Here is a 401-nt window from a genome sequence, read left to right on the forward strand (position 1 = left end):
TTCCCCATCGTCACCCAGGCGGTGCCCGCCGAGGCGCTGCTGGGCTGTGTCGTCGGTCCCGGTGACGTGCCCATTCCGGGTGCGCTGGTGGAATTGCCCGGGCTGAGCCTGGCCACGCGCACGGACGACAAGGGCTGCTTTCGTTTTCCCCGCGTGCCGCCAGTGGCCACGCTGGGGCGGCTGGAGGTGCGAGCGAAGGGGGAGTTGCTCGCGCTGGGTCCGGAGGCGCTCGCCTCCGAGCCCCAACCGCTGCTCATCCGCTTGCCGCTGAAGGAGGACTGACGTGCCGAACTACCTGACGCCCGGCGTCTATGTGGAGGAGGTTCCCAGTGGGACACGCTCCATCCAGGGCGTGGGCACCACCACCGCGGCCTTCGTTGGCCGGGCGCCCGCCAGGGATG

At 70.8% G+C, this 401-nt stretch carries 1 protein-coding gene; it reads left to right on the forward strand.

Translation table 11 applies throughout. The features are described from left to right. The coding region (locus D7Y04_RS43280) for a carboxypeptidase-like regulatory domain-containing protein (RefSeq protein ID WP_147477376.1) at window positions 1-282 on the forward strand (282 nt) is incomplete at its 5' end. Window positions 283-401: the final 119 nt, after the last annotated feature.

The sequence above is a fragment of the Corallococcus sp. AB038B genome (assembly GCF_003668955.1).
GTDB lineage: Bacteria > Myxococcota > Myxococcia > Myxococcales > Myxococcaceae > Corallococcus > Corallococcus exiguus.